Below are 24,896 nucleotides of genomic sequence, written 5' to 3'. Positions count from 1 at the left end.
GTCCTGATAAAGATCCAGGAAATGGCATCACCACTTGCAGAAAGATTAAGGCCAAGAACCCTCGACGAGCTTACCGGTCAGGACCACCTTACCGGTAAGGGAAGTATTTTGCGCAATGCCATTGAGAAAGGAATGGTACCCTCCATGATCCTTTGGGGTCCTCCCGGGGTAGGTAAGACTACCATCGCGAATATCATTGCCCATACCCTGAATGTTCCCTTTTACACCCTGAGCGCCATTTCATCTGGAGTAAAAGAAGTGAGGGAGGTGATAGAAACTGCCAGGAACCAGGATAAGGCCATTCTCTTCATTGATGAGATCCATCGGTTCAATAAGGCCCAGCAGGATGCCTTACTGGGAGCAGTTGAAAAAGGCACCATCACCCTTATCGGCGCTACTACTGAGAACCCCTCCTTTGAGGTTAACAGCGCCCTCCTGAGCAGGTGCCAGGTTTATGTACTGAAAGCCCTTGATGAATCCAGTCTTGTGGGACTACTAAGGCAGGCAATGGAGCAAGACAGCTGGCTGCATGAAAAAAATATTGAGCTGAAGGAATACGGTGCCCTGATCAGGATCTCGGGTGGGGATGCCCGTAAGTTGCTGAACTTGTTTGAACTGGTCGTACAGGCTGTACCTGCCAACCAACCAGTTGTCATAACCGATGATTGGGTAATGAAGGTTGCCCAGCAAAAGATAGCCCTCTATGACAAGCAGGGTGAACAGCATTATGATATCATCTCCGCCTTTATCAAATCGATCAGGGGCAGTGACCCCAATGCCGCTGTTTATTGGCTGGCAAGGATGATCGAAGGCGGGGAAGACATTAAGTTTATTGCGAGGCGGCTGGTGATCCTTGCAAGCGAAGATATTGGCAATGCCAATCCCAATGCATTACTATTGGCAAATGCCAGCTTTGATGCAGTAAGCAAGATCGGCAATCCCGAAGCCAGGATCATCCTCTCCCAATGCACCATTTACCTCGCTACCAGTCCAAAGAGCAACGCATCTTACCTTGCCATTGACAAAGCGCTTGCCATGGTAAGGTCAACAGGCGACCTGCCCGTTCCCTTGCATATCAGGAATGCCCCTACCAAACTGATGAAAGAAATGGGGTATAGCCAGGGCTATAAATATTCCCATGATTATGCCAACAATTTCGCGGAACAGGAATTCCTTCCTGATTCCCTTAGCGGCCATGTGTTCTACGATCCAGGCAAAAATGCAAGGGAAGAGGAAATGCGGAAATTCCTGAGGGAAAGATGGCAACAGAAATACCGGTATTGAAACAAAATAGCCTTAGCTATACAAACAAATTATTCCAAGCCCGCAATCAAAAGACCTGACAATCGAAGCAACCATGAAGACCAACTGGCAACTTAAGCAATTCGGGGAGTTGACCCCGGAAGAGTTATACCAAATTTTAAGACTGAGGAGCGAAGTATTTGTGGTGGAGCAAAATTGCGTCTTCCTCGACATGGACAACAAGGACCAGTCCAGCTGGCATCTCATGGGCTGGCAGGATGGATTACTGGCCGCTTATACCAGGCTGCTTCCCCCAGGGCTTTCTTACGAAGAGATGTCCATTGGAAGGGTGGTCAGCTCACCTGCAGTGCGGGGAACAGGAATAGGCAGGGAACTCATGCTGGAATCCATTAGCGCCTGCAGGAAATTATTTGGGAACGGTCCCATCAGGATAGGCGCACAACTCTACCTGAAAAAGTTTTACGCTTCCCTTGGTTTTATCGCAGAAGGGGATATTTACCTGGAAGATGGCATCGAACACGTAGAGATGCGAATGCCAGGCACGTAGTTTCATCAGGTAGTTTTACGAACGGCAAAAAAACTTTTCCCATTCCATACGACACCCATATTTCATGTCGTTAATATGGATAGAATGCTCACCATGGCATTTCCACAATCCAGGTAACCGTTCGAAAACTAAATCTGATATTCATGAAACACCATTTACCTATCCTTTTGCGTAAATGTGCCTTATCCTTCCTTGCCTTGGCATTCACACAGGTCTCATTCAGCCAGATCAGGTTATTCAATAACACGGAAGCCGGTATTACCTTCGGCCCATCCAATTTTCTGGGCGACCTTGGAGGCAATAAAGGAAGAGGCACCACATTCCTTAAAGACAATAATATTCCGCTTACCACATTCATGTTGGGCGGTCACATTACCACCAATCCAACCCAATGGCTGGGTATAAGGCTTGCCATGAACATCGGCAAACTGCAGGGAGAAGATGAGATCATCAAGGGGCAGGGTGGATTGGAAGAAGCCAGGAAATTCAGGAACTCTGATTTCAGGAGCAGGCTTTTTGAAGCATTCGTTGCAGCTGAAGTTTATCCCACAGTATTCATGGAATATGACAGGGAAGACACTTACAAAAAGTGGCGCCCCTATGGTTTGATCGGTGTGGGCGTATTCAATTTCAATCCACAGGGAACCGATCCGTTAACAGGCGAATGGGTTAACCTGAAAGACCTGAGTACAGAGGGACAAGGCTTCGAGGAGTACCCTGACCGCAAGCCCTATAAACTAACGCAGATCAATATCCCAATGGGCCTGGGTGTTAAATACTTCATGAGTGATAACTTTTCTATTGCCTTGGAAGTGATCCACAGGAAGACCTTTACAGATTACATTGATGATGTCAGTACAACTTACATAGACCCTAACCTATTCGACAAATATTTTGGAATGGGTTCACAAAAAGCCCAATTGGCCAGGAGGATGGCCAACAAAACCGACCAGAGCAGTAGTGCAAGTGCAGGTTTTGGTCCTGGTGACAAAAGGGGAACCTCGACCAATATGGACGCCTATTATTCCTTCGGTTTTAAGTTGAGTTTCAGGCTTGGAAGAGGCAACGATTGGTATAACTCAACAAGGTGCCCAACCTTACGTTTCTAAACCCTAAACCTATAAAAAATCCGTACCCGTTTCTTTCCTCCTAACCAATCCTAAGGAAATGAAAACCCGAACCCTAAACAAGGCTTATTGCCTTCTCCTGATCGCAGGACTGACATTGACCAATGTCTCACCCGTCCTTGCTAATCTGGATAATGGAAGCAAGCCCGCGAAAACCAACAAAGACAGTATCACCATTAAGAAAAATTCATGCAGTAGTAAATACAAGGTCAATATCTATCCAAATGCTTCCCATAAAGTGATCTTCTTTAGCGCCAGTGGTGCAGAAGGAAGGGTCTACCAACTATTGCTCTTTAATTGTGATGGGCGCCTGATCAAACAAAGCCAGGTAAGGAACAGGGAAACCACTGTCCTGTCCCAACTGGAAAAAGGATCCTACCAGTTCTCCGTAATGAGCAATGATGAGAAGATTGAAGATGGATTAATTACTGTGCATTAATGAATGAAGACATAACCAATAAGCGGCAGGGAGATTAATAGAATCTATATATCCGGTTTGTCAAAACCTGATCCGTTCCCTATCATCAGTTACCCTTTAAAAAAGGTTTTATTGATTGAACTGCCACTGCTTATTGGAAAAAGACTGACTATCCAGTATCCTCAACCGCCGGCGATGAGCAATTGCCGGCGGTTTGTTTTTTAGCCTTATCCTACCTGAGTTCCTCTTTCAGGAAACGGGCAGTATGGCTCTCCTTCACTTTTACCATCGCTTCAGGGGTTCCCTCAAACAATATCCTTCCGCCACCATCGCCCCCTTCAGGCCCCAGGTCAATGACATGGTCGGCAACCTTGATCACATCCAGGTTGTGCTCAATGACCAAAACCGTATTCCCCCTTTCCACCAATTTGTTCAAAACATCCAGCAGGTTCTGGATATCCTGGAAATGAAGCCCGGTAGTAGGTTCATCAAGGATGTAGAAGGTCTTCCCGGTATCCCTTTTCGACAACTCGGTCGCCAACTTCACGCGTTGCGCTTCACCACCGCTGAGGGTAACCGCTGATTGTCCGAGTGTGATATAACCTAATCCCACTTCCTGCAGCACTTTGATCTTACGGTACAGATAAGGAACAGCCTGGAAAAACTCAACGGCTTCATCAACTGTCATATCGAGCACATCGCTGATCGACTTCCCCTTGTACCTTATCTCCAGGGTTTCGCGGTTGTACCGCTTGCCATTACATTTTTCACAATGCACATAAACATCGGGGAGGAAGTTCATCTCGATCACGCGCATACCACCACCCTCGCAGAGATCGCAGCGTCCGCCCTTGACATTAAAGGAAAAACGCCCGGCACTATAGCCGCGGATCTTTGCTTCGGGAACCGCTGCAAAGAGTTGGCGGATCTCTGTAAAGAATCCACAGTAGGTAGCCGGATTACTCCGGGGTGTCCTGCCAATGGGCGACTGGTCAATCTCGATCACTTTATCAATATGTTCAAGGCCTTTGACAGAAGCATAGTCCATCGGCTTCTGTTTAGAGTCGTAGCAATGCCTGCTCAGGATCGGGTAAAGCGTCTCATTGATGAGGGTGGACTTACCACTCCCACTTACCCCAGTTACCAGTATCAATTTTCCCAGGGGAAATTTCACACTAACATTCTTGAGGTTATTTCCTTTGGCACCCTTCAGTTCAAGGAATTTTCCCGTGCCCTTTCTTCGTTCTTCGGGAACAGCTATCCTTTTTTCCCCACTCAGGTATTTGGCCGTATCGGACCCAAATGCCAATACATCCTGCGGTGTTCCCTGGGCAACGATCTCACCCCCATGCTTACCCGCTCGAGGACCAATATCCACCAGGTGATCAGCTGCCATCATGATATCCTTGTCATGCTCCACCACCAGTACACTGTTGCCGATATCCCTAAGGTTTTGAAGGGCCGTGATCAACCTGTGGTTATCGCGCTGGTGAAGACCGATACTGGGCTCATCCAACACATAGGTGATGCCCTGCAACTGGGAACCGATCTGGGTAGCCAGCCTGATGCGTTGGGATTCACCACCACTCAGGGTTTTGGAAGAACGGTTCAGCGTAAGGTAGGTCAGGCCAACATCCAGCAGGAATTGAAGGCGTTCCCTTATCTCCTTCAGGATATCCTTACTGATCACATTCTGGCGATCGGACAGCCGCTTTTCGATTCCAGTGAACCAGGTCATCAACTGATCGAGGTTCAACTCGCTCAACTCAGAAATATTTCGCCCATCTATCCTGAACCACAAGCTCTCCTTTCTCAACCTCGCCCCATTACAGGTGGAACAGGTGGTCAATTCCATAAAGCCTTCCGCCCATTCGCGTATGGCCTCGGAAGTGCTGCTGCCGGCAAACCACCTTCTCAGTTGGGGGATCACTCCTTCAAATTCTTCCGCATATACCCTTGCACCGGAATCGAACTCGTCAAAATCGATGATCTCTTCGTTATTGCCTGCTTCATTTCCATAGAGAATTACATTCAACGCAGCAGTCGACAATTCCTTGACCGGCTTCTTCAAATCGATTTTATACTTTTTGGCAACCTGCTGCACTTGCCGGAACACATATGCATCCCTTTCTTCACCCAAAGGAGCAATGGCACCTTCCTTGATACTTAGCGACCAATCAGGTATCACCTGTTCCATGCTTACCTGGTACACTGTGCCAAGGCCCTTACAGGTTGGGCAGGCACCATAGGGAGAGTTAAAGGAGAAGCTATTGGGCGAAGGCTCTTCATAACTGATGCCCGTATCCTCACACATCAACTGCTTACTGTATTGTACCACCTTATCCGTATCCTGTAGATGCAGGAACATCAGGTCCTTCCCTACCTGCAGGGACTTTTGCACACTCTGGCTTAACCTGAGGCGCATGTCTTCCGAAACAGCCATCCTGTCCACCACTACTTCAATATCGTGGATCTTGTATCGGTCCACCTGCATCTTTGGTACCAGGTCCTTGATCTCACCATCCACACGTACCTTCAGGTATCCTTTCTTGCGGACATCTTCAAACAATTCGCGGTAATGGCCCTTACGTCCCCTTATCAAAGGGGCCAGGATACTTATCTTTTTCCCTTTGTATTTATGGTAGATATTCTCTACGATCTCTTCCTCACTGAACTTGGTCATCTTCTTACCGGTATTGTAGCTATAGGCTTCCCCTGCCCTTGCAAAAAGCAGCCGGAGGAAATCATATACTTCGGTAATGGTACCAACAGTTGAACGGGGGTTCTTATTTGTCGTCTTTTGTTCAATGGAAATAACAGGGGACAGCCCGGTGATCTTGTCTACATCAGGCCGTTCCATATCACCGATGAATTGCCGGGCATAGGCACTAAAACTCTCCATGTACCGACGCTGGCCTTCGTTATATATGGTATCGAAAGCAAGGGAGGATTTACCGCTGCCACTTACGCCCGTAAATACCACTAATTTATTCTTGGGAATATGGATATCAATATTCTTCAGGTTGTGTTCACGCGCACCAAAAACATTGATGCTTTCTTCGCTTAGTTCCTGATCTTTGGGTCTTCTTTTCATAATTGCCGTTCAAAGATAAAACAAGCCCGTCCGCCTTTGGTTGAAAATGATGCCGGGATAGTAGATTTTGACGGCATTATTGAATTAAATATTTTTGTAATGTCTATTGAATTCTATTACCATTAATCAATAAATCCTTAGAAATGAAAAGTATCAGCAGACCCGTATTTGGATTGGCAGCAGCGGCATTGTTACTGGCCGGATGTGAATCGATGAATAAAACACAGAAAGGAGCCGCAGTAGGAACCGCGGGCGGTGCAGCAGTCGGTCTAGCTATTGGTTCCCTTTTCGGTAAAGCCGGCCTGGGCGCCCTGATTGGTGCAGCCGTTGGGGGAACTGCCGGAACCCTGATCGGCAAGAAGATGGACCAACAGGCAAAAGAGATTGAGCAAACCATTCCCGGCGCAAAAGTGGAAAGGCATGAAGAGGGGATAGAAGTGGAATTCAACAACGCCATCCTTTTTGGCTTTGATAAATCAGCACTCTCTAAAGAAGCCAAGGACGAGTTGAACAAACTGGCCACTATTTTGGTGAAATACCCGGACACGAATATTGAAGTGCAGGGCCATACCGACTCCAAAGGAGACTCTGCCTATAACATGAAATTATCGGCAAGAAGGGCCCAGGCCGTGGTAGACCAGTTGAAGACGCAGAATGTAGCCCCGGAAAGGTTAAAGCTGGTGGCACACGGGGAAAACCTGCCCAAATACCCCAATGATACAGAAGAAAATATGGCCAAGAACCGGAGGGTAGAATTCCTGATCTATGCCAACGAAAAAATGAAGGCCGAGGCCAAGAAAGAAGCCGGGGAACAATAGCCATAGCGGTTTGGCTAACAACAGTTAGGAAAAAAAATTAGCTCATTTAATTCCCTGCTGTTATCTTTGCACCAGTTCTTTAACGCATCGCTTATCAAGAAAGGCTGAGGGAAATGGCCCGATGACGCCTTGACAACCTGTTTCTTACCATGGTAAGAAGTAAGGTGCCAAATCCATCCCCTAAAGGGGAAGATAAGTCTGATGAATAGCTTCTGAATATCAAAAATTTTCATAGAGCTCTTCTGATGATTTATCGGAAGAGCTTTTTTTATGCCCTTCCGATCCTGATCCTTGGTAAGTGGTGTCGCTGACAACCTGTTTTTCAACGAACAAAACTGTTTAACATGCAAGCGACAACACAACTCTTACACAGCATCCCAGTTGATGCACAAACCGGCGCCATTGCAGTGCCCATTTACCAGACCAGCACTTTTGTGCAGGAAGCCCCAGGCGTGAACAAGGGGTATGATTACAGCAGGACAAACAACCCCACCAGGGCAACCCTTGAACAGATCGTTGCCGAACTGGAAAATGGCGCAACCGGCGCGGCATTCTCCAGCGGGCTGGCAGCCATTGATGCAGTGATCAAGCTATTGGAAAGCGGTGATCACATCATTGCGGTTGACGATATCTATGGTGGTGCTTTCCGCTTATTTGACAAGGTGTACAAAAAGTTCGGGATCAGTGTTTCATATGTGGATACCAGTGATCTCGATGCCATTGCAGCTGCAATACAGGATTCCACCCGTCTTATTTGGCTGGAAACCCCAACCAACCCCACCCTGAAGATCAGCGACATCAAGGCTATAGCCGCACTGGCAAAGGAAAATAACATCCTGCTTTGCGTGGACAATACTTTTGCTTCCCCGGCCTTACAAAAACCGCTCGACCTGGGTGCGGACATCGTCGTGCATAGCGGAACCAAATACATTGGCGGGCATTCGGATGTGATAGCAGGACTGGTGGTCACCAAAACAAAGGAACTGGGCAGCCAGGTCAAGTTCTACCAGAATGCCTGTGGCGCAGTCCTTTCCCCTTTCGACAGCTTCCTGCTGATCAGGGGATTGGAGACCTTACACCTCCGCATCAAACAACATTGCAGGAATGCAGCGTCAATTGCCGGTTTCCTTGCGCAACACCCGCTGGTTGACAAAGTTTATTACCCCGGTTTATCCAGCCATCCGAATCATGCAACCGCAAAGGCACAGCAGGAAGACTTTGGCGGTGTGGTTTCCTTTTCATTGAAGACAGATACTATTGAAGCCGCGACGGCCTTTGTTACTGCCACCCGTTTCTTCCACCTGGCAGAAAGTCTTGGCGGAGTGAAAAGCCTGGTAAGCCATCCGGCCAGCATGACCCATAAATCCATCGATGAATGGAGAAGGAAAGCAGCCGGGGTGTCCGACAGCCTGATCCGACTCAGTGTTGGTCTGGAAGACGCCAGCGACCTGATCAGCGACATCGATACCGCACTAGCTCTTGTGGCCGCAACCCATTCCTCATCAGTAACCATTTAAGATCGTTTAACCACCACAACAAAGCAACAATGAGCCATCACAAACAATTAACCATCGGATTATTCGGATTTGGCGTAGTAGGCGAAGGATTGTACAAGGTCCTGCAACAAACACCCTCGCTGAATGCCTCCATCAAAAAGATATGCATCAAGAATCCCGGCAAGAAAAGGAATGCACCGGATGCCTTATTCACTACTGATAAGGACGAATTGCTGAATGACGAAAGCATCAATGTGATCGTTGAAGTAATCAATGAAGCAGATGCCGCATTCGAGATCGCCACTACCGCCCTTCGCAACGGAAAATCAGTTGTCAGCGCCAGCAAGAAAATGATTGCCGAGCACCTGCCTGAACTACTTGCCCTGCAACAGGAAACCGAACAAAGCTTTTTGTATGAAGCAGCGGCCTGCGCCTCCATTCCCGTGATCAGGAACCTTGAAGAATACTACGATAATGACCTCTTGCATGGCATCAAGGCCATCATCAATGGCTCAACCAATTTCATCCTCACCAAAATGTTTGAGGACAAACTGGACTTCCAACAGGCACTCCTGCTGGCCCAACAACTCGGATTCGCCGAGTCGGATCCCACATTGGATGTAGAAGGATATGACGCCATCAACAAATGGACCTTCCTGCTCACCCACGCCTACGGCATCATAGAACACCCGGACAACCTGCTGTTCACCGGCATCCAGAATATCCATGCTATGGATGCAGCTGTAGCAGCAGAGAAAGGTCAGCAGATCAAACTGGTAGCACAGGCACAAAAGCTAAGCAATGGCAAAGTGGCCAGCTTTGTACTGCCCCAGTTTGTACCACAGGATGACCATCTCGCATTTGTGAAGAATGAATACAATGGTGTAGTGATAGAAAGCGGTTTCGCAGATAAACAATTCTTTTATGGAAAGGGTGCCGGAAGCTTTCCCACTGCTTCTGCAGTACTGAGTGATATCTCAGCCTTACGCTATGACTACAAGTACGAATACAAGAAACTTTATCACCACCAACCCAATGAACTCACCAAGGATTTCTACTTGCGGGTCTATGTAAGTTTTACCGACTGGAAATACATACCCAGGGATAAGTTTGAATGGATCGAGGAATGGCATGCAAGGGAGGAAAGAAAATACCTTGTTGGGGTATTGCCGGTGGCAGAGTTGTTTGAGAAAAACTGGTGGAAAGAGAACAGCACCTCACTGATCCTGGCAGCACAACCCATTATTGAAGATACCAGTATCCAGAAGCTGAAGAAGAAAAGCCTGGAATTAGCTGGTGTTCTTGATTAAAGCGTCTCCTTTGTTGTGGTTAATATGCAATATCCCTCTGCATGGCAGGGGGATATTCTTTACCTGACTTCGAGGTGACTACCGATCCGCCTGATCAATTCATGACAGGCCCTTGTGTGGTGGTAGGGACATTTCCAAAAACCCAAGCGGTCCTGGTTGACCAGGGGACGCAATGAAGCATCCACTCCCCAAAGCCAATCCAGTTTATCATTATCCATAAGGTAGTTGCTTACAAAATTCCAAAGCTGAAAAACACGATCCAGGTAACCCTGTTCTCCAGTTAGAGACCAGGCATTGAAGTACCCAACCATTGCTTCTACTTGCGGCCACCAATGCCGTTCAGCATTCCAATTGCTATATGTCCAGTCTGATTCATACAGCAAGCCCCCTTCAGGACTCATTGCCATTGTTGTGGCTTGAGTAATCTTAACAGAAAGTTTCCTGAACTTCTCCACCAAAACCGGGTCCCCTATGGCTTCAGCAGCATCCAGCAAAAGCCAGGAGGCTTCTATATCGTGACCATATGAAATGTCCGAAGGAACCCGGTTCCAGTCATGGCTAAAAAAAAGATGCTGGTGACTGTTAGCGGGATCAATAATATATTTCGGGAACAGCTCTAGCAGCTCAACCAGCCTTTCCTGCAGCAGGTCGGAATCCCAGACCTCATTTAAATTGGCAAACGCCTCCAGCAGGTGGAGGTGGGTATTCATGGTTTTCGGCACATTCACTTCCTTCTCACTCAAACGCATATCCGAAGGCATTCGCCATTCCCGGTCAAACGCTTCCAAATAGCCTCCAAATTGCTTGTCATGACCATGTTGTTCCAGGAGCCAAAACAGGTCCTTTGCCAATGTTAGCGATCGGGGATCCCCTGAAGCCTTATAATATTCAGCAAGGCCGTAGATGCCAAAGGCCTGCCCATATACCTGTTTTCTCGTTTGCTTTACTGCACCATCAAAGTTTACCGACCAATAGAGTCCACCATTTTGTTTATCCAGGAAAAACTGATGCAGGAACTCAAATGAACGTTGCGCAAGCCCCAGGTACATGGAACCGCCACCGGCATTATAGGCTTTCGAGAAGGCCCACAGGACGCGACTATTCAGGATCAGGCTTTTCTCTGCAAAAGGATCAACCTTACCATCATAACTAATCCTGCCCAGGAATCCTCCATACTGCTGATCTATGGTCGACTCCGCCCAAAACCCAAGTATCCTATCCAGCTCCGACTGCAATCCAGATCTGAACCTGAAAAGCTTCGAAGCCACAGGATCACTGACCGTATTCAGAATTAGCTGCTCTCTCAATCTCCGGAGTATTTTACCAAGTAACTAGACAAGATCGGGAACTTACTGCTGCATTGGGCAAGCAAAAATTTCTCACCATTCTTCCAATTTATTCCACCAGGTAAACTTCAGGATCACCACCGCAAGCAGTAAAATGAAAACCGTTAAAAGTAAAGGGAACTCCATCCAAAGGACCAGGTACATGGGCAGGAGGGTAAGGCAGGTCTGGCCTATGATCCCGATTAGGACGTTGAACAGGTCAAGCCCCATTCGCTTATTACCGACAAAACCCGGGTCTTCCGCCACCACCTGTTCATGGATGGGCTTCCACCATCCCCATGGCCTAACCGTTTTATAGAAATGCTTCAATACTTCTTGTTGAACAGGAGGCGCCTTGAAGGTTCCTGCAATGCTTCCAGCAAGGGATAACAGGAACAACCATGGCCAATAAAAAAGGGGAAGGCCTTTTGTAAAATAGGGAAAGACAAGCGAAGCAAGGATACCGGTCAACATACCCCAATAAAACCCACTGGCATTAAAACGCCACCAGTACCATTTGAGCAGGTTGGCAGCGATATAACCACCATACAATGCAGCAACGATCCATTGTACAACTGAATTGACATCCCTGGCGAACACCCCGAGTATGATGCCAATAACCACCATAGTCGTACCACCCATGTAATTCACCAGCAGGGCGCTGCGGTCAGAGGCACGAGGGTTGATATACTTCAGGTAAATATCATTGGTAATATAGGCCTGTGCAGCATTAAGGGTGCCGGAAAATGTCCCCATGAAAGCACCCAGTAATCCAGTCAGCACCAGCCCCAGCAAACCTGCCGGAAGGTATTGGTTAATAACAGCCGGCAAAAGCCTTTCAAAGTCCTTCCCACCCGGAGCAGCTATATCCAGGTCCTTATAGTGCAAAAGGGCAAGCACGGTTATTCCCATGATCATAGCATAGCGTACAGGCAGCAGGATGACAGAAATGATCCCACTCATCTTCGCAGCATCGCCCGGCGACCTGGTGGACAGGATTTTCTGCATATCGTAATTAGGGGCTGGTCCCGCTAAACTGGCAAAGACACCCTTGAAAACCATCATCATGAAAAACACCCCAAACAAGCCAAAGCCGTCATCTTGTATTTTTTGTTGCGCTTCTTGCAGTGTAGGAGACCAATTCAAGCCCAGTTCCCAGCCGAAAAAGGGATCGGTCCAGCCATCGGGCACCACCAGTTTTCCACCCTGCAATTCCTTCATGGCAATAAAGGCAATGGCAAAACTTCCAATACTCAGCAGGACATATTTGATCGCATCACCCAGCACAATACTGTGCAAACCACCCATGATGGTGTATAGCATGGCCACCAGGGTGCAAATGATACCATACAGGTGGGGAACATGTTCAGGCGCTACCTGAAAGGGTAAATAGGGCTGAACCAGCTCCCATGGAATAAAGATCTCCATGAACTTGCCGAGGCCAATGAATCCATAGGCCAGGAAACCCAGGCAGCTCAGCAAGGCAAATACCACAATGATGATATGGGAACCTTTTACCCGGGGTCCGGTCTTTCCGAACCTCGACGCCAACCATTCCGCACCGGTATTCGCATTGGAACGCCTCAACCACTGGGAGAGAAACATCATCATGAAAACCTGGTTGAATACCGGCCATAACCAGGGTATCCAGGCACTCTTGAAACCGTATACAAAACAAAGCGTAACCATCCACATGGTCCCGCTGATATCGAACATATCAGAGGCATTACTTAAACCCAGCCAATACCAGGGCATGGATTTCCCGCCCATCAGGTAAGACTCCACATTCTGGCCCGCCTTCTTCCGGTACAGCCAGCCAACGAGGAGCATGGCCACCAGGTAAGCCATCATTATGAAAACATCGAGCAGGGATAGTCTCATAGCGTTAGTCCAATAGCTTCACAATATACCGCAAGCCCTCCGACTGGAAAGGAATAAGTGGATTCCTGTACTTTTTTATCAGTAAAACACTTTATTATCCGATACTAATCAATTTCTTACATTTATAGACGGATTATCAATGCTATTAGTAGACCAGTAAATGGTACTTTTTTAGCCGATCCAACCCTTTGCACACCATAAATGCTTGCCGGAATGAACGATAAACTACTGAAAGAGATCACCCCCCTCACCCAGAGCGATTGCTTTACGCTTTTCTCTAGGGTGAAAGATAAGTTTGACTTCCCATTGCATTACCATGAAGAGTATGAGCTCAATTTTATCATGAATGGACAGGGCGCCAGAAGGGTAATAGGTGACCATATGGAAGAGATCGAAGAACTGGAACTGGTGCTGGTTGGCCCTAACCTTCAGCACGCCTGGTTCACCCATAAATGCACATCCAGGGAGATCAAGGAAGTCACTATCCAATTCCATAAGGACCTGTTTGATGAGAAGCTACTCAAGCGCAACCAGCTCAGCTTCCTGAGGTCAATGCTGGAACGGTCCTCAAGGGGGATCCTTTTCTCCAAGGAAACCACCAGGCAATTGGCCAATCGCCTACTTAACCTGAACCAAAAACATGGCTTTGATTCTGTACTTGAGCTATTCTCGATCCTCCATGACCTCTCTACGTCAAGGGAAATAAGGCTCCTTTCCGACCCCAGCTTCCATGCACCGGAAACCTTATCCTTCAACAGCAGGCGCATTGAATTGACCTACGAATACATCAACCAGAATTTCCATAAGCCCATCACTTTGGGCGAGGTTGCCAAACTTGCCAATATGACCGAAGTATCCTTCAGCCGTTTCTTTAAACAGCGAACAGGCATCACCTTTATTGACAGCCTTACTGATATCAGGCTGGGGCATGCCTCCAGGATGTTGATCGACACCACGCATTCCATTTCGGAAATAGCCTACCAATGCGGCTTTAACAATATTTCCAATTTCAACCGCATCTTCAAGAAGAAAAAAGGCTGCACCCCTAAAGAGTTCAGGGAAACATTTTCAGGCAAGAGAATCTTTATTTAGGAAAGAAAACAGTTATTGTTTTGAGAGGTTAGTTATTTGCAAATGATCAGTGACCTCCAGGGACAGCCAATGGAATTTCCCTTCTTTCAACAACCAGGAAACCTGGCACACTGCCGGCAACCTCAACCCATTGAACTCACGGTAACCATCAGGTGAAACCTCAACCAGCCAGTCTTCCAGTGTCGCCCCATTATCCCTGCTGTAATAGCGCTTGCCCCTGAACGAAAGAAAGTCCCCTTCCCTGCTGAACTGAAAATCACCGGTAACGGTGTGACCATCTGTTGTTAGGATGGCCCTTGCAGTTGTATCATTCACAGCTTCCCATTTTATGTAAGGCAGGATGGCTGATTGTGGAATCCAAACCATTTCGGCCAGATACCTCATAAGTGAACCCTGGTCCGTTTCAGCGCCATGGGCATCAGCGACCTTCTGTATGGACAATGCCTTGATCAGCATTTCCCCCTTCCCTTCCTTCAGCATGTCCCTCCCCTGCAACCATAGACCCCACGGAGCATTCACCCAAACAGACCAGACAAAACCAGGTTGATCAACCCTGAATACCTGGCTGGCCTTGAAATCCATCCATTTTCCATCAGGCTTCGTCCGCATCCTGCCTACCTGTTCAATACTAACGGCAAAGCTTAACCGCTTACCCATAATACCGGAACGAATAAGCCAGGCACCGACAATGGGCGGAAGGGAATCCAGGTCGCTTTGCTGAACCATCATTGATCCCTTATGGACATTCCCAACCAATGCATTCTTATCCTTCTCCACCATGGTATCAAAACGACTACGGCCATATCCCAGGACCAACACCAGTAGCAAGGAACTATTGAGCAGGCTACCAAATTTGGCCGATGGCCAATAGCGAAAGACCAGGAATTGCGACAACAGTATGGCTATGGCCAACAGGGGCAGCCAATAGGCTTTATGCAAAATCAGGGAGATACCGGCGCCAATCAGCAGTAGGGCTGCAACCAACCAAAGCAAGCCCATCGGCTTGCTGATCGGCTGTTGGATGTTCCCGGAGGTCCCAGGGAAAAATGCCTGTACAAATCCGAGGAGATGGATCAATCCATGAATAAAAAGCAGGCCAAGCGCCACTACTTTCAACATACAATCCTGGAATTATTATTGATCAAACAAAATATTGGTCAACCATTCTGTTATGCCCACAACACAGCAACCTCTTCCCTGTACCAGCTTTCAAAACGTTCAGCAAATTCCTTTTCGATCATATTCCGCTTCACCTTCAATGTCGGCGTGAGTTTTCCATTCTCGATGGACCACCCTTCCTGCATCACCACAACTTTCTGCACCCTTTCATAAGGTTTCAGTACAGGGTTGACCACTTCAATGGTAGCCTGCAGGCTTTGCTGTACTTCCACCTGACCCATTTTCCTCCCGATATCAGATAAAACAACCAGGGCCATGGGCTGTGGCAATCCATCCCCCACTACACAAACCTGTTCTATACATTGGTTACCGGATAGCTTCAGTTCGATCTGGGCTGGAGCAATGTATTCGCCTTTGGAAGTCTTATACATTTCCTTCACCCTTCCAGTGATCTTCAGGAACCCATCTTCATCGAACTCCCCTACATCACCGGTATGCAGCCAACCTTCTGCATCAATTGTCGCGCAGGTCATTTCCGGTTCCTTATAATACCCCAGCATATTCCAGGGTGTCCTGACAAGGATCTCCCCGGTGCCTTCTGCAAACTTCAATTCCACACCCTCATGTATCCTTCCCACCGTTCCCTGCTTCACCTCCGTTGCAGGCATGATGCTCACCGCACCAGTGTTCTCAGACATCCCATAGGCCTCCCTGATCACTACCCCTAACCTGCTGAACCAATTCAATAAAGGGATCGGCATGGGAGCTGCTCCCACCACGATCAGTTTCGCCGCTTCGATCCCAAGTGCCTTCCTGATCTTTGCTTTAACCAGGTTATTGACCAATGGAATGCGTAATAGCAGGTCTAGTTTCTGCTGCGGCATTTTTGACAGGATTCCTTGCTGGAATTTTGTCCAGATCCTGGGTACCGTACCGAAATGGGTTGGCCTTGCATTCACCATATCCCTGTTGAAACTATCCAGGCTCTCCACAAAATGGAAAGTTCCTCCGATGATCAGCCCCCCATTCTGGAGGTAGGCCCGCTCGGCGATATGGCAAAGCGGTAAATAGGAGATGAATCTTGCATTGGCAATATCATTACCAAAATGTGGCAGAATTGCTTTGATCATCCTGGCCATATGACCAAAGGTCAACATCACTCCTTTCGGATTCCCGGTGGTACCTGATGTATACACAACCGTCATTAGTTGGTCCAGGTCAGGAAGCGGGGATTCTTCGATGGGCGAATGACTGGCAAGGATATCATTCCATTGAACATGTTCCGGATCCGGATTATAAGTAGGGAAACTGATACATTTCACTCCCTCCGGAACCCCAGGCTTCATTTGCTCCCAGCCATCGAGCTTACCTACGAATAACAGCTTGCATTCGCTATGGACCATCACCTGCCTTAACTGGTCCGCTGTGAGGGTAGGAAAGAAGGGGACGGAAATATAGCCTGCCATCATAATGGCAAGGTCAGTGATCAGCCACTCCGAGCAATTCTTGGACACTATCCCAATATGGGAACCGGGGGGCAAGCCGGTGGACTTCAGCCAGGCAGCAAGGGTCCTTACTTCAAGGGCGAACTGTCGCCAGCTATGGTCACGGTAAACGCCATTCAAGGGTTGGCGCAGGGCAATCTTTTCTGGACTGGAGCGCTCCCACTTATAGAGGGCGCCCAGCATGGTGTAATCCTGGGAAATCGACATTCAGCAGTTTTTACAATCGTTAAGTAAACAGGTGGCCGGTTGGTCGCCCAACCGGTTTTAATTTACTGAATCCTGACCGATTTACCAGCCCTTATTTATTCCTTACCAAAACCCACCATCAACGCTTTCATCACTTTGGCTTTAATGGTTTCCGGCGCAAAGGCATGCCTGATAGCTTCCCTATTACAATGGTAGAACTCTTCTATCCCCCACCCGAATACCTTTTCCACCAGTGTATACTCAGACGATAAGCTGCAATTGGAAATGGTCCTGGCATCGGTATTCACACTCAGGGATACGCCCTGCCTGTATATCCTATCGATGGGATGCGCTGCAATGGACCCACATACATTGGTCTGCACATTGCTCGTTGGACATACCTCCAGGTGGATATCATGGGACCGAAGCCAATCCAGCAGGGAGGGGTCCTCTACACTGCGCACCCCATGCCCTATCCTTTTGGGGTGAAAATGCTTCAGGGTTTCCCAAACACTATCCGCCCCCCTGGCCTCACCGGCATGGGCAGTACAAGGAATGCCATGTTCCCTGGCATACCCAAAAGCGCTGATGTGTTCCGCTATCGGGAAACCGGCCTCATCAGCCGCAATATCAAATCCATATACCCTTGTACCCCTGAACCGCTCTACCAGTTGAACAGTCTGCATACTTTGCTCCTCACGGTAATGCCTAAGCGTACATAATAGAATACCTGCTTCAATACCCGTCAGGGCAATGCCTTCCTCTGTTGCATCCACAACTGCCTGGACCACTTCCTCCGGCTGCAATCCACCGTAAATATGCTGCAGTGGTGCAAAGCGCATTTCAGCATACACCACATTCTCCTGCTTCCACTGCCGGAAAAGGTCAAGGGTGACCAATCGCAGGGCCTCCCTGCTCTGCATCAGCTCAAACCCATTGACCGCCCTGGTGATATAATCTGCCAGGTCACAGCATTTCGGGGGCGCCACGAAGGATTCCCTGTACACCTCGTAGGTAAGGGAGGGACTCAACAGTTTGGCCACCTCAAAGCTCAGGCAGCAATCCAGGTGCACATGCAGTTCAACTTTAGGGAGGCTTGCATATTCCATAATGGGTTATTTAGTCTTGTATTCCATAGTGAAAACCGGCAATAAAATATGACTATGCCGATCCAGGCAATCATGATGCTGGCTTTCCTTATTTTTAGCGCAAAATAGCACAGGCACCAAAACCAGGACGGGACATATGTCCCGGCATTATGCTCCGAACCAACACGATATTATTACAGCAGGTGGAAGTATTGGCCAAAACCCGGGGAGTTGACCATATCCGGGAGAAAACCTATCAACCAGGCGAGCAGGTATTCAGCCAGGACCAGGCATTGCACCATGTATTGATCATCCGCTCGGGCATTGCCAAATGCTTTATCAGGGAAGATAATGGCCGGGATTATATCCTCGAATTCCAGGGACCCGGTGAAGTGGTGGGGGAACTGGAACAGATCGACAGGAAGAAAGCCGGCACCAACCTGGTGGCCCTTACCAAATTGGAAGTATTCCGGATAGACGGCAAATATTTCAATCATTTATTGACTACTGACCAGGCTTTCAACCAGCTGATCCTGCAGGAACTGGCCATGAAGATCAGGCACACTTCCATCCGTTCTGCCTACCAGCAAAGCTATCCTGTAGCATCCAGCCTCTTACAATTGGTTACCCTGATCGATGAACAGGAACTTCCACTGACCAAGCAAGACCTTGCGGATTACCTGGGCATCACCAAAAGGTCACTGAACCGGACCATACAGGCGATCACTAGTGGAAAGGAAAAAGACAATCCTGAACTATTTGAAGAAGGAAGAAAGACAGTTTTGAAATTATTCGGAGGGGAACAATAGATAGTTATTTCCTTTGCTCCCAATCAGACCTGGACATTTCAAAATAGACCTCACCGTTCTTTCTCAGGCCAAGGTCCTTCCATCCGGCCCTGGCATAAAAAGCAGCTGCGCGCGTACCGGGCTCAGTTCCCAACCAAATGACCTGATCCGTTTGCCGGAAATACCAATCCATCATCTGGTCATGGAGCAACCGTCCCAGTCCCATCCCTTCAAAAGCAGGATCCACGAACAACGCCCAAACATTATGCTCAAGAAGGTCCACAATAGCAAAGCCCGCAACATTACCATCAATTTCGGCCACCCATCCCTTGCCCCTGCTAAAAAGGAATTCCTCATAATCCGATTGGGGTACCAAGGCAGGATTGGACAGGACATTCTCCTTCACGGCTAAACGGATCTCCATGAGTCGGGGGATATCGGTCCTTATGGCTTCGCGGATGGTCATGTAAAAAATTGGTTTTATGAACTAACTTAGGAAAGGTAAAGAAAGGAAATATTACCCTTCCTCAATAACCCTTAATACCTCTCTATATGCCAACCAGCCAAATGTTGCAATTATGGGAAGAAGGCAGAACCAGGTTCTCCAATCTCCTGAGCAAGTTAACAGAAGATGACCTGAAAAAGAAGCTAGTACCTTCCCCTAATTCAGCGGGCTTCCTGCTTCGCCATATTGCCGATGTTGAATTGCTCTTTGCCAAAAATGTATTCGGGGTAAAGGATGTGGAAGTTCACGCCAAAACAGTGATCGCGCAAAAGGATACGGGTGAATGGACAGAACTTGCTGCACTCATAGACTATCAATCAACAGCATTTAATGCTTTAAGAGCGGCAATTCTTTCACAAACAGCTAGTGATTGGGAAGAAATGGTTACGACAAAGGAATGGGGAACAAAAACCAAGGCGGAAGCATTGGGTCGTATCATCTCGCATACTACTTATCATGCTGGGCAATTGGCGATGATCATTAAATATGGAGAAAGCTGATATTATTATGTGAGCAGCAGGAAGGCGCTGATGATTTCCCCAGATGGTGGTATCCTTTTCGTCAATTAATAACGAAAAGTCCGTAAAGGGCCCGCAAATGGCGAAAAGTGCCTTCACATCTTCTTCGCGAAATTTGCATTACCCTCCTGATGGCTTGTACTATTTTCCAGGATCGAACACAAAGCATTACATCCACTCTTGGTGCAACCACCAACCATTCATTAAAGTGATAAGAGTGTATATAAAAAAAATCCGCCATCGCGTAAGCAATGGCGGATGATGTCGGGAAGACAGGATTCGAACCTGCGACCCCCTGGTCCCAAACCAGGTGCGCTACCGGCCTGCGCTACTTCCCGCCCTTTTGCGAAGGGTGGTTCGCATAAGAGGTTGCAAAGGTAGGGGTTCAATGCATTAATTCAAACTAATTCCGGCATTTTTTCTGCCGGCCTTTATTCGGCAGCTATCTCAATTGTTTTCCGCTCACGGAAGAAAAGCAGGAAATACACCAGCACCGCAGCAGCAATGGCGGCAGGCACCATCCATACCCCAAACCAATTGTGCCCTCCTTCTGTAGAATAATGTTCTGCAATGAAACCGGAGAACCAGGTCCCGATGAACATTCCCAAGCCATAGGTAGCAAAAGTGAAAAGTCCCTGTGCGGCATTCTTGTTTTGCTCACCTGCCTTTTTTTCTGAATACATATAACCGGTCACAAAGAAGAAGTCATAACATACCCCGTGCAAGATGATACCGGCATAGAGCATCCAGCTTTCAGGATTCCCGTAACCGGTGGCAAAAAGGATATAGCGCAGGATCCAGGCCAGGATGCCGATGAGCAACATGTTCTTTACCCCGATCCGGTTAAACAACATCGGGATGGCCAGGATAAAGATCCCTTCCGATACCTGCCCCAGGATCATCTTCCCTGCCGCATTGCTCATTCCCACTTCATTCAGGAATGGATTCGCAAAGCCGTAGTAAAAGGCCAGGGGTATGCAAACCAGGATGGCCGCGATGAAGAAAACCAGGTAGGGTTTGTCCTTCAGCAAAGCAAATGACCCTTCCCCAAATATGGAGGTGGACTCCCCCTCTGCAGCCGCCTTGGGAGGTGTATTGGGAAGCAGGAAACTAAACAGTCCCAAACCTGCAGATACGGCTGCTGCCAGGTAAAAGGTGGAAGGCGATTTCTCGATCCCTAAATTCCCCACGAGGGTACCCGCCAGGATCCAGCCAAGGGTGCCGAATACCCTGATCCAGGGAAATTGCTTACCGGGATCGGTCATCTGCGCGAAGGCCACACTGTTCGACAAGGCAATGGTGGGCATGTACAATAAGGAATAGAAAAGGATGACCCAGTAGAATACAGTGTTATTCGTCACCTTGGTAGCGAGGAACAACAAGGCCGCGCCAACAATATGCAATACTCCCATGATCTTCTGTGCTGCAAAGAATTTGTCAGCAACCAGCCCCACAAATACCGGGGAGATCATGGTTGCGATGGCCAGGGCACTGAAGGCCGCGCCTACCTGTACATCGGAAGAGGCCAGGTTGGCTTTCATATATGTTCCCATGGTTACATACCAGGCGCTCCAGATAAAATACTGGAGGAACATCATCAGGGACAGGGATACCCGTGTTGTAGTTTTCATGATTGAGCTGTATAGTGTTGGTTTACCTTACAAGATAAGCAAAGCCGGGTTATGCAGGAGCAGTGCCGGCACCCAAAGCCTTTGCCAGTTGAGCTTCATCCAGGTGTTTATCCCACTTCGCCACAACGATGGTAGCCACGGCGTTCCCGGCCAGGTTGGTCAGGGCCCTGGCTTCGGACATGAAGCGGTCCACACCCAGGATAAGTGTCATGCCAGCTACCGGTACTTCAGGTACCACTGCGAGGGTGGCTGCAAGGGTAATGAAACCCGCGCCCGTTACACCGGCCGCCCCCTTGGAACTCAGCATGGCCACCAGCAATAGTACTACCTGGCTTTCCAGCGACAGATCGATATTACAAGCCTGCGCAATAAACAGTGCAGCCATGGTCATGTAAATATTGGTACCATCCAGGTTGAAGGAATACCCGGTAGGGATCACCAGTCCCACTACCTGCCTGGCACAACCAGCCTGCTCCATTTTCCGCATCAGCGAAGGCAATGCCGCTTCTGAAGAACTTGTCCCGAGCACCAGCAGCAGTTCATCCTTGATATAGCGCAGCAGTTTCAAAATGGAGAATCCATTGTACCAGGCTACTGCACCCAATACCACCAAAACAAATAATAATGAAGTGGTATAAAAGGTAATGACCAGGAAGGCAAGGTTCACGATCGAATCAATGCCATACTTCCCGATCGTAAAGGCCATGGCGCCGAAGGCACCGATTGGCGCCAGTCGCATCAATATCTCTACGATCTTGAATACCGGGAAACTCAGGGCATGGAGGAAATCAATCACCATCTTACTTTTTTCTGAAGTCAGTGAAAGTCCCACGCCAAAAAGGATGGCGGCCAGCAAGACCTGCAGGATATTGCTGCCGGTCAGCGGGCTCATCAATGTTTGCGGAATGATGTTCAGTACAAAATTCACCAGGGAGGAATCATGTGCGGCAGCAATATACTTTTTGACCTCGCTGGTATCGAGACTGGCCGGGTCGATATTCAGTCCCTTGCCCGGTTGCAGGAGATTACTCACCACCAGGCCAACGATCAGAGCCAGTGTTGAAAAGACCAGGAAGTAGATCATGGATTTCCCTGCCACCCTTCCCACTTTATTCAGGTCATTCATGGAGGCAATGCCAACAGATACGGTCAGGAAGATCACTGGTGCAATGATCATCTTGATCAGGGCAATAAATCCATCGCCCAGGGGCTTCATCTGCTCACCCAGTGAAGGGTAAAAATAGCCCAGTGCCACCCCTATGGCAATAGCCACCAAAACCTGTACATAGAGAACCCTGTAGAAAGGGAGTCTTTTCCCGGCAACAGAATTGGAAATAGAAGGATCCGGCATCATAAGCAGAAAATTTCAATATGAACCCAGCAGGAATATTCCGGATCTAACATTCTCAGAACCTTACCCGGAAGAAACGAATATAAAACCAAAAAGCTGATCAAACCAGAAGGGAATGGTGGCGAATGGACTTGGGGTAAATAAAAAACCGCCGAAGGATCACTTCGGCGGTTGATGCGGTGAGGGCGGGATTCGAACCCGCGGTACAAGTTTGAGCTCGTACGACGGTTTAGCAAACCGCTCCTTTCGGCCTCTCAGGCACCTCACCTACCCAGCCTTGCCTGCATTTCTGCATTTAAGGGGACGCAAAAATAGGGATTTATGCATTTATCTTCCAAAAAAATAAGGCTCCAAACCGGGAATATTTTTTTCCGATATGGAGCCTTAAAGAGGTGTATTATCAAAGCGCTGCAAGCTGCACCTTCTGCTGCAGTTCCATTACATTTTCACGGAATACGGTATCTGTATCCATCAGATCCTTCACGGTCTGGCAAGAGTGGATCACCGTGGTATGGTCGCGTCCACCGAAGTGTTCACCAATGGTTTTCAGTGAATTCTTGGTGAAGGACTTTGCCAGGTACATGGTGATCTGCCTGGCCTGCACGATCTCCCGCTTGCGGGTTTTCTGCAACAGTTTTTCGTAAGGAACATCGAAATAATCGCAAACCATTTTCTGGATGGCTTCGATGGTGATTTCCTTCGATGAAGTTTTCACGAAGTTACGGAGTACTTTCTTGGCCAAATCGAGGTCAATTTCCCTACGATTAAGCGAAGACTGTGCCAAAAGTGAGATCAAGGCACCCTCCAGTTCCCTTACATTACTATTGATATTATAAGCCAGGTATTTTACCACTTCCTTCGGCATTTCCAGGCCATCATTCTTCATCTTGCGCTCCAGGATCTCGATCCGGGTTTCGTAATCCGGAACCTGGAGGTCGGCACTCAAACCCCAACGAAACCTGCTGAGCAAACGCTCCTGTACCCCTTCAAGGTCCTTGGGGGCCTTGTCGGAGGTCAGCACCAGCTGCTTGCCTGATTGGTGCAGGTGGTTAAAGATCGCGAAGAAGGCATCCTGGGATTTCTCTGCCCTGTTGAAGAACTGCACGTCATCAATGATGAGTACATCGATCAACTGGTAAAAATGGATGAAATCGTTGATGGCATTATTGCGGCTATGGTCCACAAACTGGTTGATGAACTTTTCGGAGCTCACATACAAAACCACTTTATTGGGATGCATGCGCTTTACTTCATTACCGATCGCCTGGGCCAGGTGGGTCTTACCCAAACCAACCCCACCATAAATCACCAGCGGATTGAAGGAATTGGCCCCGGGCTTCTCGGCAACGGTCTTGCCTGCACGCCTGGCCACCCTGTTACAATCGCCTTCAATATTGGAATCAAAAGTGTAGATAGGATTCAGCTGCGGATCGATCTGCATCTTCTTCAGACCGGGGATCACAAAAGGATTCTTCACCGGGTTATTAATAACCAGTGGAAAATCCATCTCATTGTTGGAATATGTTTTGTACCCATGTGCAGGCACATCCATAGTCAATGGCTTATTCTTGTGATTGCCGCTATCTACCATGATGCGATATTCCAGTTGGGCATCCTTGCCCAACACCCTTCTCAAAGTTTTTGCCAGCAGGTTTACATAATGCTCTTCAAGATATTCATAGAAGAACTGGCTCGGCACCTGTATTACTAATACATTGCCTTTGAGTTCTACGGGTTTAATGGGTTCGAACCAGGTTTTGAAATGCTGCCACTCCACAATATCCTTGATTATCTCCAGACAACTATTCCAGACTGTATCTAAGGTTTTGGTCAT

General features: G+C 48.1%; 20 protein-coding genes, 2 tRNA genes and 1 riboswitch. Of the genes, 10 read left to right on the top strand and 12 right to left on the bottom strand.

The genetic code is table 11. The features are described from left to right. The first annotated feature begins 21 nt into the window (after positions 1–21). The 4 genes from KJS94_RS00110 (at position 22) to KJS94_RS00095 (ending at position 3,376) form a co-directional block, all read left to right on the top strand. Positions 22–1,284, top strand: a complete 1,263-nt coding sequence (locus KJS94_RS00110) for a replication-associated recombination protein A (protein WP_214446735.1) — start codon at positions 22–24, stop codon at positions 1,282–1,284. A 73-nt stretch (positions 1,285–1,357) separates the two neighbouring features. Continuing rightward, the gene (locus tag KJS94_RS00105) at positions 1,358–1,810 is read left to right on the top strand and encodes a GNAT family N-acetyltransferase (protein ID WP_214446734.1); all 453 of its coding nucleotides are present in this window, start codon (positions 1,358–1,360) and stop codon (positions 1,808–1,810) included. A gap of 143 nt (positions 1,811–1,953) precedes the next feature. Then, complete coding sequence (locus KJS94_RS00100; RefSeq protein WP_214446733.1) at positions 1,954–2,919, top strand: hypothetical protein; 966 nt, start codon at positions 1,954–1,956, stop codon at positions 2,917–2,919. A 58-nt stretch (positions 2,920–2,977) separates the two neighbouring features. Then, a complete protein-coding gene (locus KJS94_RS00095; RefSeq protein WP_214446732.1) occupies positions 2,978–3,376 on the top strand; it encodes a T9SS type A sorting domain-containing protein in 399 nt (132 codons plus the stop codon). Positions 3,377–3,587: 211 nt separating this feature from the next. On the opposite strand, the gene uvrA is transcribed toward KJS94_RS00095, so the two are convergent. Beyond that, the gene (gene uvrA, locus KJS94_RS00090) at positions 3,588–6,449 is read right to left on the bottom strand and encodes an excinuclease ABC subunit UvrA (RefSeq protein WP_214446731.1); all 2,862 of its coding nucleotides are present in this window, start codon (positions 6,447–6,449) and stop codon (positions 3,588–3,590) included. A 143-nt stretch (positions 6,450–6,592) separates the two neighbouring features. On the opposite strand from uvrA, the gene KJS94_RS00085 reads away from it, so the two are divergent. The 3 genes from KJS94_RS00085 (at position 6,593) to KJS94_RS00075 (ending at position 10,073) form a co-directional block, all read left to right on the top strand. Then, entirely contained in the window at positions 6,593–7,267 is a 675-nt protein-coding gene (locus tag KJS94_RS00085; protein WP_214446730.1) for a YiaD family glycine zipper/OmpA-like lipoprotein, read from the top strand. Positions 7,268–7,355: 88 nt separating this feature from the next. Beyond that, positions 7,356–7,466: riboswitch (SAM riboswitch) on the top strand. A gap of 145 nt (positions 7,467–7,611) precedes the next feature. Continuing rightward, complete coding sequence (locus KJS94_RS00080; protein WP_214446729.1) at positions 7,612–8,784, top strand: trans-sulfuration enzyme family protein; 1,173 nt, start codon at positions 7,612–7,614, stop codon at positions 8,782–8,784. A 29-nt stretch (positions 8,785–8,813) separates the two neighbouring features. After that, complete coding sequence (locus KJS94_RS00075) at positions 8,814–10,073, top strand: homoserine dehydrogenase (RefSeq protein ID WP_214446728.1); 1,260 nt, start codon at positions 8,814–8,816, stop codon at positions 10,071–10,073. Positions 10,074–10,132: 59 nt separating this feature from the next. On the opposite strand, the gene KJS94_RS00070 is transcribed toward KJS94_RS00075, so the two are convergent. After that, a complete protein-coding gene (locus KJS94_RS00070) occupies positions 10,133–11,380 on the bottom strand; it encodes an AGE family epimerase/isomerase (RefSeq protein WP_214446727.1) in 1,248 nt (415 codons plus the stop codon). Positions 11,381–11,452: 72 nt separating this feature from the next. Next, entirely contained in the window at positions 11,453–13,279 is a 1,827-nt protein-coding gene (locus tag KJS94_RS00065) for a sodium:solute symporter family protein (RefSeq protein WP_214446726.1), read from the bottom strand. A gap of 213 nt (positions 13,280–13,492) precedes the next feature. Here KJS94_RS00065 and KJS94_RS00060 point away from each other — a divergent pair, with 213 nt between their 5' ends. Continuing rightward, positions 13,493–14,371, top strand: coding sequence for an AraC family transcriptional regulator (locus KJS94_RS00060; protein ID WP_214446725.1), 879 nt, complete (start codon positions 13,493–13,495; stop codon positions 14,369–14,371). 12 nt (positions 14,372–14,383) lie between these two features. On the opposite strand, the gene KJS94_RS00055 is transcribed toward KJS94_RS00060, so the two are convergent. The 3 genes from KJS94_RS00055 to add all read right to left on the bottom strand — a co-directional run bounded on the left by KJS94_RS00055 (position 14,384) and on the right by add (position 18,290). Then, on the bottom strand, positions 14,384–15,490 hold the full coding sequence (locus KJS94_RS00055) for a DUF6544 family protein (protein ID WP_214446724.1): 1,107 nt from the start codon (positions 15,488–15,490) through the stop codon (positions 14,384–14,386). Positions 15,491–15,540: 50 nt separating this feature from the next. Next, positions 15,541–17,202, bottom strand: a complete 1,662-nt coding sequence (locus KJS94_RS00050; RefSeq protein WP_214446723.1) for an AMP-binding protein — start codon at positions 17,200–17,202, stop codon at positions 15,541–15,543. Between the two features lie 95 nt (positions 17,203–17,297). Beyond that, on the bottom strand, positions 17,298–18,290 hold the full coding sequence (gene add / locus KJS94_RS00045) for an adenosine deaminase (RefSeq protein ID WP_214446722.1): 993 nt from the start codon (positions 18,288–18,290) through the stop codon (positions 17,298–17,300). 149 nt (positions 18,291–18,439) lie between these two features. Between add and KJS94_RS00040 the strand changes: the two genes are divergently transcribed. Continuing rightward, positions 18,440–19,078, top strand: coding sequence for a Crp/Fnr family transcriptional regulator (locus tag KJS94_RS00040; protein WP_214446721.1), 639 nt, complete (start codon positions 18,440–18,442; stop codon positions 19,076–19,078). A gap of 4 nt (positions 19,079–19,082) precedes the next feature. Here KJS94_RS00040 and KJS94_RS00035 read toward each other — a convergent pair whose 3' ends face one another. After that, positions 19,083–19,523 (bottom strand): GNAT family N-acetyltransferase, encoded by a 441-nt coding sequence (locus KJS94_RS00035; RefSeq protein WP_214446720.1) that lies wholly within the window; start codon positions 19,521–19,523, stop codon positions 19,083–19,085. Between the two features lie 86 nt (positions 19,524–19,609). Between KJS94_RS00035 and KJS94_RS00030 the strand changes: the two genes are divergently transcribed. Next, positions 19,610–20,062 carry a DinB family protein gene (locus KJS94_RS00030; RefSeq protein ID WP_214446719.1) on the top strand — a complete coding sequence of 151 codons (453 nt, stop codon included), beginning with the start codon at positions 19,610–19,612 and terminating at the stop codon, positions 20,060–20,062. 282 nt (positions 20,063–20,344) lie between these two features. Here KJS94_RS00030 and KJS94_RS00025 read toward each other — a convergent pair. From KJS94_RS00025 to dnaA, 5 genes are all read right to left on the bottom strand, one after another. Continuing rightward, positions 20,345–20,418 (bottom strand) — tRNA-Pro (locus KJS94_RS00025). Between the two features lie 93 nt (positions 20,419–20,511). Next, the gene (locus KJS94_RS00020) at positions 20,512–21,711 is read right to left on the bottom strand and encodes a nucleoside permease (protein ID WP_214446718.1); all 1,200 of its coding nucleotides are present in this window, start codon (positions 21,709–21,711) and stop codon (positions 20,512–20,514) included. A 49-nt stretch (positions 21,712–21,760) separates the two neighbouring features. Continuing rightward, positions 21,761–23,065 carry a dicarboxylate/amino acid:cation symporter gene (locus KJS94_RS00015; protein WP_305856336.1) on the bottom strand — a complete coding sequence of 435 codons (1,305 nt, stop codon included), beginning with the start codon at positions 23,063–23,065 and terminating at the stop codon, positions 21,761–21,763. Positions 23,066–23,239: 174 nt separating this feature from the next. Continuing rightward, positions 23,240–23,330, bottom strand: a tRNA-Ser gene (locus KJS94_RS00010). Positions 23,331–23,462: 132 nt separating this feature from the next. After that, a complete protein-coding gene (gene dnaA, locus KJS94_RS00005) occupies positions 23,463–24,896 on the bottom strand; it encodes a chromosomal replication initiator protein DnaA (protein WP_214446717.1) in 1,434 nt (477 codons plus the stop codon).

This window comes from Flavihumibacter rivuli (genome assembly GCF_018595685.2).
GTDB lineage: Bacteria > Bacteroidota > Bacteroidia > Chitinophagales > Chitinophagaceae > Flavihumibacter > Flavihumibacter rivuli.
This window is presented reverse-complemented; position numbering and strand designations above follow the sequence as displayed.

Excerpts from the sequence above, each read along its gene's own strand:
- KJS94_RS00110 (WP_214446735.1), top strand. The coding sequence starts at position 22 with ATGGCATCACCACTTGCAGAAAGATTAAGGCCAAGAACCCTCGACGAG.
- KJS94_RS00015 (WP_305856336.1), bottom strand. The coding sequence starts at position 23,065 with ATGATGCCGGATCCTTCTATTTCCAATTCTGTTGCCGGGAAAAGACTC.
- KJS94_RS00040 (WP_214446721.1), top strand. The coding sequence starts at position 18,440 with ATGCTCCGAACCAACACGATATTATTACAGCAGGTGGAAGTATTGGCC.
- KJS94_RS00075 (WP_214446728.1), top strand. The coding sequence starts at position 8,814 with ATGAGCCATCACAAACAATTAACCATCGGATTATTCGGATTTGGCGTA.
- KJS94_RS00020 (WP_214446718.1), bottom strand. The coding sequence starts at position 21,711 with ATGAAAACTACAACACGGGTATCCCTGTCCCTGATGATGTTCCTCCAG.
- KJS94_RS00100 (WP_214446733.1), top strand. The coding sequence starts at position 1,954 with ATGAAACACCATTTACCTATCCTTTTGCGTAAATGTGCCTTATCCTTC.
- KJS94_RS00080 (WP_214446729.1), top strand. The coding sequence starts at position 7,612 with ATGCAAGCGACAACACAACTCTTACACAGCATCCCAGTTGATGCACAA.
- KJS94_RS00065 (WP_214446726.1), bottom strand. The coding sequence starts at position 13,279 with ATGAGACTATCCCTGCTCGATGTTTTCATAATGATGGCTTACCTGGTG.
- dnaA (WP_214446717.1), bottom strand. The coding sequence starts at position 24,896 with ATGACCAAAACCTTAGATACAGTCTGGAATAGTTGTCTGGAGATAATC.
- uvrA (WP_214446731.1), bottom strand. The coding sequence starts at position 6,449 with ATGAAAAGAAGACCCAAAGATCAGGAACTAAGCGAAGAAAGCATCAAT.
- KJS94_RS00060 (WP_214446725.1), top strand. The coding sequence starts at position 13,493 with ATGAACGATAAACTACTGAAAGAGATCACCCCCCTCACCCAGAGCGAT.
- KJS94_RS00035 (WP_214446720.1), bottom strand. The coding sequence starts at position 19,523 with ATGACCATCCGCGAAGCCATAAGGACCGATATCCCCCGACTCATGGAG.
- KJS94_RS00105 (WP_214446734.1), top strand. The coding sequence starts at position 1,358 with ATGAAGACCAACTGGCAACTTAAGCAATTCGGGGAGTTGACCCCGGAA.
- KJS94_RS00085 (WP_214446730.1), top strand. The coding sequence starts at position 6,593 with ATGAAAAGTATCAGCAGACCCGTATTTGGATTGGCAGCAGCGGCATTG.
- KJS94_RS00030 (WP_214446719.1), top strand. The coding sequence starts at position 19,610 with ATGCCAACCAGCCAAATGTTGCAATTATGGGAAGAAGGCAGAACCAGG.
- KJS94_RS00055 (WP_214446724.1), bottom strand. The coding sequence starts at position 15,490 with ATGTTGAAAGTAGTGGCGCTTGGCCTGCTTTTTATTCATGGATTGATC.
- KJS94_RS00095 (WP_214446732.1), top strand. The coding sequence starts at position 2,978 with ATGAAAACCCGAACCCTAAACAAGGCTTATTGCCTTCTCCTGATCGCA.
- add (WP_214446722.1), bottom strand. The coding sequence starts at position 18,290 with ATGGAATATGCAAGCCTCCCTAAAGTTGAACTGCATGTGCACCTGGAT.
- KJS94_RS00050 (WP_214446723.1), bottom strand. The coding sequence starts at position 17,202 with ATGTCGATTTCCCAGGATTACACCATGCTGGGCGCCCTCTATAAGTGG.